The sequence below is a fragment of the Pseudovibrio sp. W64 genome (assembly GCF_001623145.1).
GTDB lineage: Bacteria > Pseudomonadota > Alphaproteobacteria > Rhizobiales > Stappiaceae > Pseudovibrio.
The window spans coordinates 364,581-371,970 of record NZ_LMCI01000028.1 but is presented as its reverse complement, the minus strand read 5'-3'; the positions used below and the strand labels follow the sequence as shown (position 1 = coordinate 371,970).

Below are 7,390 nucleotides of genomic sequence, written 5' to 3'. Positions count from 1 at the left end.
CTCTCCAGATCTGACCCGCGATGAGGTCACCGGCGAACCGTTCTATCTGGCACGCCTGAAGATTCTGGATAGCGAAATGCCGAAGCTGAACGGCCAGACCCTCGTGCCGGGCATGCCCGTCGAAGGCTTCATCCAAACCGGCGAACGCACCGTCCTCTCCTACTTCATTAAACCCATGCAAGACCAAATCGCGCATGCGTTGAAAGAGAAGTAAGGCGGATATACAGAAAATAGCTGGAACATACAGAGAGAAGGCAATCAGTTTATAGGCATCTGGTCAAACACTAAAAGAGGATTTGGAGCTGCTCCCTTCCAGCTCCTTGTCTTCTAAATATCGATCTTCTCTGAAAGCGAGAGTGCATCCTCAAGATCGATACCTAGGTATCTGACAGTACTGTCCATCTTAGTGTGGCCAAGAAGAAGCTGCACTGCACGAAGATTACCTGTCTTCTTGTAGATCTGCGCAACTTTGGTTCTACGCATTAAGTGTGTGCCGTAAGAACTTGGTTCTAGCCCGATTGATAAAACCCACTCTTTCAGCATTCGACCATACTGTCGCGTCGAAATGTGCGGCCTGTCATGAAACCGACCAGGCCATAAATACTCTGACCCGATCATTTCTGAACTGTCTATCCATTTTGACAAGGCTGATCTGGTTCCTTCCATGAGTTCGAACTGAACAGGCTTACCGGTCTTACTCTGTATTATTGAAGTGCGCTCTTTCACTCGTCCTGCAGTAAAGACATCGACAACCTTAAGACGTACAAGGTCACACCCTCTGAGTTTGCTATCGATTGCTGTATTGAACAAAGCTAGCTCACGTACTTTGCCTGCAAGCTCAAGGCGAACACGAATGGTCCAAACGTGCTTTGGTAGCAAAGGGCGCTTTTGCCCGACAATCCTGCCACGATTCCAGGCTGGTTTTACTGGTCGGATCATAGGAAGGTTTGTAATGGTCATAACAGCTCCTCCATGCCATCCCTCAACCACCACATCGAACCGATTTTACTGCATGTAGAAGACGGTTTTGAGATCTAGATCTACAGACGTGGCAGAGTAGTAATATGCTCTGAGGATGAGCTCAGACTTCAATGAGCAAACGACATCTGTTTTGAACGTCAAAGTCTTTAGCTAGTTGGCATTGCTATGAAGTGGGCCACAAACGAACCTTAGGCCTATTCAATCTTTGGTTGAGACAGGCTCGCTTTGGTGATGAGGAGTTTTGTGTTTTGCAAGCTGGTATTGGAGAAAATTGCGTTTGAAAACTCTCCTAGAAAGCATGTCGGATCGTACCGCACAGAACAAGATCTAGATAAGCGCAATGTGTCGCCGTGAAACTACATTAAGAACGCTGATGTGCTTTCTCCGAATAATCAAAACTATTTCTTCACTTTCTTGCGCGTGAAAGTTTCTTTCAACTTCTCCCGTTTTGATTTGAACAAGTCCTGCAAAGCGGCGAGGGCTTTTTCGACGTTAGCAACATCTCCGCGAGCTTCTTTCACTCTGTCCGCTTTAATTGATGCCTGAATGTGGGAGAGGCCTTGTCGTGCTTTTTCGTGCTGCGCTTGGAACAGATTAAGCTTCTTCTGTGATTTGAGCGTATTCTGTTTCTCACTCAGTTGCTTAAGGGTTTCTACCGAAATACTGTAAAACTCTTTAAGACGCTCAAACTCCTGAGCGGTAAAACGGCCGAGTTTGTAAAGCTTCTTTCCTTTATCAATACGGGTTTGGCCCTTAAGCAGCAGTTTCTCGCAGCCGGTGAAATCTCTGTTGATCAAACATATCTGGAGGTCTTTGATGATCTCGCTCAGTTCACTCACAAGCTGTTCAAAGGTTTCTCGTTCATAAGGGTCCTTAAACTCATTGACCTGATCACTCATAGTCGTGAGTTCATCTCGCAACGTACCAATCCGGCTGGCAAATATTGTCGTCTTCTGATCTTCCGTTTCCGCTGCTGCTTCCGGATTTCTCGCTGCAACTGCTTTGATTTCATCCAGACTGGTTTTCATCACCTGAATTTGAACATCGATCACCTCAAAGCTGCGTCCGGGGTCTACCGCTTTGCCGGTCTCAAGAGAGGTAAGTGTCTCTTCTGCTGCGTTATAGGCGGTATCAAGTTGCTTCAAGTGCTTCCTAGCCACTGGATCTGCTTCAGCGATGTGCTCAACCTCATTGCGAAGATGATAGACAGAGAGCAACTCTTGTCTGGCCTTCGCAATCCGCGCAATCAACTTGTCGCTTTCTGAAGGCTCTACTTTTTTCTCTTCCGGCTCAAGGCCCAGATCACCATTCAGTGTGAGAATAGCCTCCATTACATCCAGCGTGCTCTCGATGTCATCCAGATGGGTGTCACAATCGAGCTGAGTTGACGTCTCTACCATCTGCGAGGCTGTTTTCAGCAAGTTGTTCGCGAGCTTATCACTCTCCATGAATTTTTTCAGCTCAGTTTCATTGCCAAGCAGACTGTCAGCACGACTGCCCAGCAGAGAATACCGAGTGCTCAGATCTGTGACATTGAGGGAATATTGACTTCGTAGATCCTGTAGGCCGGTAAGGACACCCTCAACTGCAGTGTTAAGCTCAGAAATCGCGCCCTCAATCGCATCGACCTGAAGTTTTGCAACCTCCACATCACGATTCATGACTGCCATCTTCAAGCCAGTCACCGCTGCCGCTCCCTTACTGTGAGCCGCTTCTGTTTCCGTTAGATCCACACCCCAGTCCACAGCCTCATTCAGCTTTGCAATGCCGATATCAAATCGAGATTGGTGATAGGAAATGCTATCCTTCAAAGACTTCAATAGATTCTCTTTGATCTCCTCAGAGGTCTTAAAGATCTTTTGCATCAATGTGAGCCCGGCTTTTGCTTCTGTCATGAAGATCTTCAGTTGAGGCAATATCTCGAAAGCCTGAACGTCATCTTGGTCAGCTAAACCCTCTGCTTTATCAAGGCTTTGCAGAGTAGATTGATGCGCCGCATTCATGTCGGAAATCTTCTCGGGCATCAGATTAGGACACCAGATGAGATTGGCTCTCTCAATACCTTCCCGAAGGCGCTTCATATCATTGAGAATCCTGATCACTTTCCGCTCTTCCTGATCAAAGATCGGAGGATCGAGAACTTCTGTCTTTCCGCCATCCACAGACTTGGTTGATTTTGTTTTGAAAATGCTCTGCAACTGCCCATAAAGCGTATACGCGCTTGTTAGAGCAAGCTGTAGATCTGGAATGACTTCATCTTCATCCTCAGTATCCCGTTCAGCGATATCCAGTGCATCTGCCGTAAGCTGTTTTGCTTCTTTCAGGATGCCATCGAACTCAACCAGAACCTCATTCTCCAGCGTTGTACGCCACTTGGCCTCGGCCTCATTCAACCCTTTTTGAAGCTTCGCCAAATTGGCAAGCAACTTCACAAGCGTTTTTTGAGAGGTATCGTCATCTCTAACCAGGGCTTCAGAGACATTTAAGTCCGCCGGATCTTCTGGCTGAGGCACTGAGGCAGGTTCATAACTCTCTGGCGTTGCCTTCTTGCCTTTTCTCAAACCTTTAGGTTTAACAAAACAGGCCTCCATATTGGCCAGAGCCAGAGGCAGCTGCGCCAGAATTTCTCTTGCGTCTTTAACACGCCCAGCATTTAGCAGTGCTTCTGCTTCAAAAACAATTTCACCTGCAGCTGTGTTGTAACTGAGAAAATCTGCCGCCTGCCTATCATAGGCAATTTCCCGGCGGCGCTCATAAAGCGCTGCGATTTTGGACTGAGCCTCAACAATATCCGCCATGAACAGATTAACTTTGGCAGATGTGTCTACCCCTCGCTCAAAGGCAACCACCATGCCATCCAAGGCAATCTGAGCATTTTCCTTATGATCGGCGGCTTCCTCCACTTTGTTCGCACCAATGGCTTCATCTGCATCATCAAGGAACTGCTTTGTCTTTTGTGAAAAGTTCTCGAATATCTTGAGTTCTTCATTATCGGTGAAGTCACCAGTATGTGCGGCTAACTTGTCATAATCCGCACGCAACATTGCGATCTTCTTGGCCAGCTTCCCAGCTGCTCCACCTTGGTCCTGCTCTGGCGTGAACTGCACAAAGTCCTGTACACGAAACATCAAGTTGTTAAGGGGCCGACGCGCTTGCGTAATCTGCCCGTCAGCCGCAACAAGTTCTCCAGCTTGTACATGGTGTTCTGCGGTTTTGACAAAAAAGTCAAAGTCCGTCATTTGCTTAGAGAAGCGCTTGAAGGATCTTTGATATTGCTCATTTTCTTGAGCAAGAGCCTGTAACTCAGGAAAAAGGTCGTAAGCAGGCTTTGCAGCGATTTTGAGTTGCTCAACTTGGTCAAAGGCTATGTTTGTTGCAGAAACGGTCTCCTGCCGGATTTCCTCCAGTTTCTTAAGACTGCTTCTGGCCTTATCATTCTTTGCAGCTGCATTCTGGTTTTCACCATGAATAAGGTCAGTTTGTGCGTTTTTCGTCAAAGACATAACATTTTTGAACTCATGCTCAAATTGCTTAACGTTGGATCCACCGGCCTCGACTTTACTTTTGTCTTTGAAAATTTGCTCGGCTTGCCGACGGATTGTCGTCGTTTCTTTGAAAAGTAGTTTTTGCTCAGGATCTTTCAGCTTCGTTTCATCAATACTATCATCCGTTTCGTCACCCAGATCCGGATTTAAGATTTTACGCAAGACAAATCGCTGCATATTCGCTTGATGATCTTCCGCTTCTGTAATGAACTTTTCGACACCAACATAGTCTGCCTTTTGAACTGCTGAGTTCGCCTGACTGAGCGCTTTCTGAGCTGCTTCATGCTCCACATCAAACCATTTTAAGAACAACTTTGAATCTTCAACCACGCCTCTGTTTTCAGCCGTTTTGCTCACATCCCGTTCAACAAGTGACAGCTTGAGCATAGTCGCGTTCAGACGCGAGTCTGCGTCCCGCTTACCTGCCCGCACGGCTGCTTCCAGATCATTTTTACGTGATTGAGTGCGGTCCAGCGCCTCCTCAGCCATTTCTGGTTTTGGAATATTGATACCCGTATTGACGTCACGAAGCGCTTCTCGCGCGATTGCATAGGCTTTATCAACCTCATCAACATTGACGTCAGATTTTACTAGGGCAGCGCGCTCACCATAAAGGATCTCCAACTCTGAGTTGAGTTTAGCAGACTGGGCACGCAAGCCTGTAAGGATCTCATCCATTGATTTGTTGGCTTTATGTGCCAGAAGCTCAACATCCCCATAAAGAGTGTAGGCCTCTAGAATGCCAGCCTCAAGTTTCTCAACTTTCCCTTCATCAGCTCCCTTGGAGGAAAGAGCTGAGTGTTGCGCACCGAGTACATGTACAAAATCAGAGAACTTGGTTTTTACGTTTTCAAACTGGGCTTTATATGGGCCATTGGGAACAGTTTCACCGAGCTTGTCGGCATGTCCTATTTTGGGTACCAGCCTCGTAATTTCTGTCGCTAGAACATTACGTTTATCTGTCCAGCTTGCTTCTTCTTCGAGGTCAAACAGTGGAATTTCGTAGAACACGTCACCATCTGCGTCATCTCCATTCTCAACGGTCTGAGATGATGGTTCCGGCTCCTTGGGAGATCCTTTGGCATTGATCTCCTGCATCATTCCAATGATCCAGGCCTCTACTTGTGGATCCTGAGACTCATTTTCCTGATCTTCAAACCTAACCTTACCCATCAAGACACTCCATCCAGTCACTCGAAATGGTCTTATGACTTTATTTTCTATCGAGTATGAGTGCCTTTGTAGTAAATCAGCTACACCTGTCTTGTTATTGGTGAATACATTACAGTAATTTCATGAGTTTTTTTCTTTACTTATTCTAAAATTTTCTTTGTCTTGTCGCTCTGAGTGGTTGCACAAGCTCAGGACCCTGATACCTTTTCATTTTGTGCCAAGTTATAAGGTTATCTCGATGCAGATGATTAGGCCTTTTAGGTTTATATCATTCAGCACAGACAATAGTTTGATACTCAGGCAAAACAGCAGTTCAACTTGAATACGGTATCTTCGCTCATCTGACGATCTGATTCCGGAGTAATTTAACGCGGGTGGGAGTTGTATGACATCAGAAACAGTGGCGGAAATGGGCAAAAATACTATTCTAGTGCTAGCTGCTAGATTGGCCAGTTCCAGACTGTATAATATCGACCTAAAGTTGAGAACTCTCACCGATAGAGATTACATCGAGTCAAATCGAATGGCAGCTAATGGTCACGCTGCTACGTGGCAGGAAAGTTTAGAAATTCAGGGCCAAATGCGGCCATTCGCATGCTTCCATCAAGAGTTGAAGCTGTTCGCAAAGCAGATACACTGTGAGAACAGTCTTTCATGGATGTATTTGACTACTATGCAAGACGTAAAGTTAGTTCCTGTGCTTGCACCTCCTGCCAAAGTATTTCTAAACTCACGCACCTTTGTACTTGCATTTTTAGACGAGGCTGCTATTCGGAAATGCTGCGTTACAGCGGACGATTTTTTCAAGACGAAGAATCGAACCAGTATGTAGGACCACAAAATGGAATTCCCTAGCTCAGCACTTCCACAGCATCGTAGCTTTATTTCACAAGCCATTCTCAAGTTTAAAAGTGACAATCGCATTCTAGGCTTGGCATGTTCCGGCTCATACAGCGATAACACCCTAGATGAGTATAGCGATTTAGATTTTGTCGTCGCCGTCGATCCTCTCCATTACGAAGAAGTATTCTCAAAGCGATTTGAAATGATCGCCGAGCTCGGCGACCTTGTGTCTGCCTTCTCAGGAGACCATGTCGGAGAGCCCAGACTTGTAATTGCACTTTATGGCCCAGATGGACTGCATATTGATTTTAAGTTTGCCAAAGTAAACGATATCTCCGACCGTGTGGATGAACCAACAGTTTTGTGGGAACGAACCGGCCAACTCTCCGAGGCTTTAGCTAAGGGACATGGTGCCTATCCTAGGCTTGATAAACAGTGGGTCGAAGACAGGTTCTGGACTTGGATGCACTATTGCGCGGGAAAAATTTGTCGAGGCGAGTACTTTGAAGCCTTGGATTTCCTGAGCTTCATACGAGTGCAAGTTCTTGGACCATTAGCTTTGCAACAGGCTGGTTACGAGCCAAGAGGAGTAAGGAAAATTGAGTTCGTGCTACCCAAGTTCGCCATGCAACTTCTTTCAACCGTATGCCAACCTGAAAAGGAACAACTGAAGCTTGCCACTGAAAATGCAGCCTCTATCTATCTAGACATGATAAGTTCGGAAGTTTCAACACAAGACAGAGCAAAACAGATTGCAATGTCTGCACTACAAAAAATCTAGGCTTTTAGATCGAGTGTATTCTACGGAAGGTATTTCTAAACAGTGCCTTCCGTTCCCTGTTGCAAGA

Annotated in this window: 3 protein-coding genes and 1 pseudogene; 2 read left to right on the top strand and 2 right to left on the bottom strand. The window is 46.2% G+C overall.

Going from position 1 to position 7,390, the window contains the following annotated elements; translation table 11 throughout:
- Positions 1 to 214 (top strand): annotated as a pseudogene (locus tag PsW64_RS12590) (HlyD family type I secretion periplasmic adaptor subunit); the annotation flags it as partial.
- 113 nt (positions 215 to 327) lie between these two features.
- Here the strand turns inward: PsW64_RS12590 and PsW64_RS12585 are convergent.
- Together PsW64_RS12585 and PsW64_RS12580 are read right to left on the bottom strand one after the other, a co-directional pair.
- Positions 328 to 960, bottom strand: coding sequence for a tyrosine-type recombinase/integrase (locus PsW64_RS12585; RefSeq protein WP_063303815.1), 633 nt, complete (start codon positions 958 to 960; stop codon positions 328 to 330).
- 419 nt (positions 961 to 1,379) lie between these two features.
- Positions 1,380 to 5,699: a hypothetical protein gene (locus PsW64_RS12580; RefSeq protein WP_063303814.1), complete on the bottom strand. Its 4,320-nt coding sequence runs from the start codon at positions 5,697 to 5,699 to the stop codon at positions 1,380 to 1,382.
- 841 nt (positions 5,700 to 6,540) lie between these two features.
- On the opposite strand from PsW64_RS12580, the gene PsW64_RS12570 reads away from it, so the two are divergent.
- Positions 6,541 to 7,323, top strand: a complete 783-nt coding sequence (locus tag PsW64_RS12570) for a nucleotidyltransferase domain-containing protein (RefSeq protein WP_063303812.1) — start codon at positions 6,541 to 6,543, stop codon at positions 7,321 to 7,323.
- Positions 7,324 to 7,390: the final 67 nt, after the last annotated feature.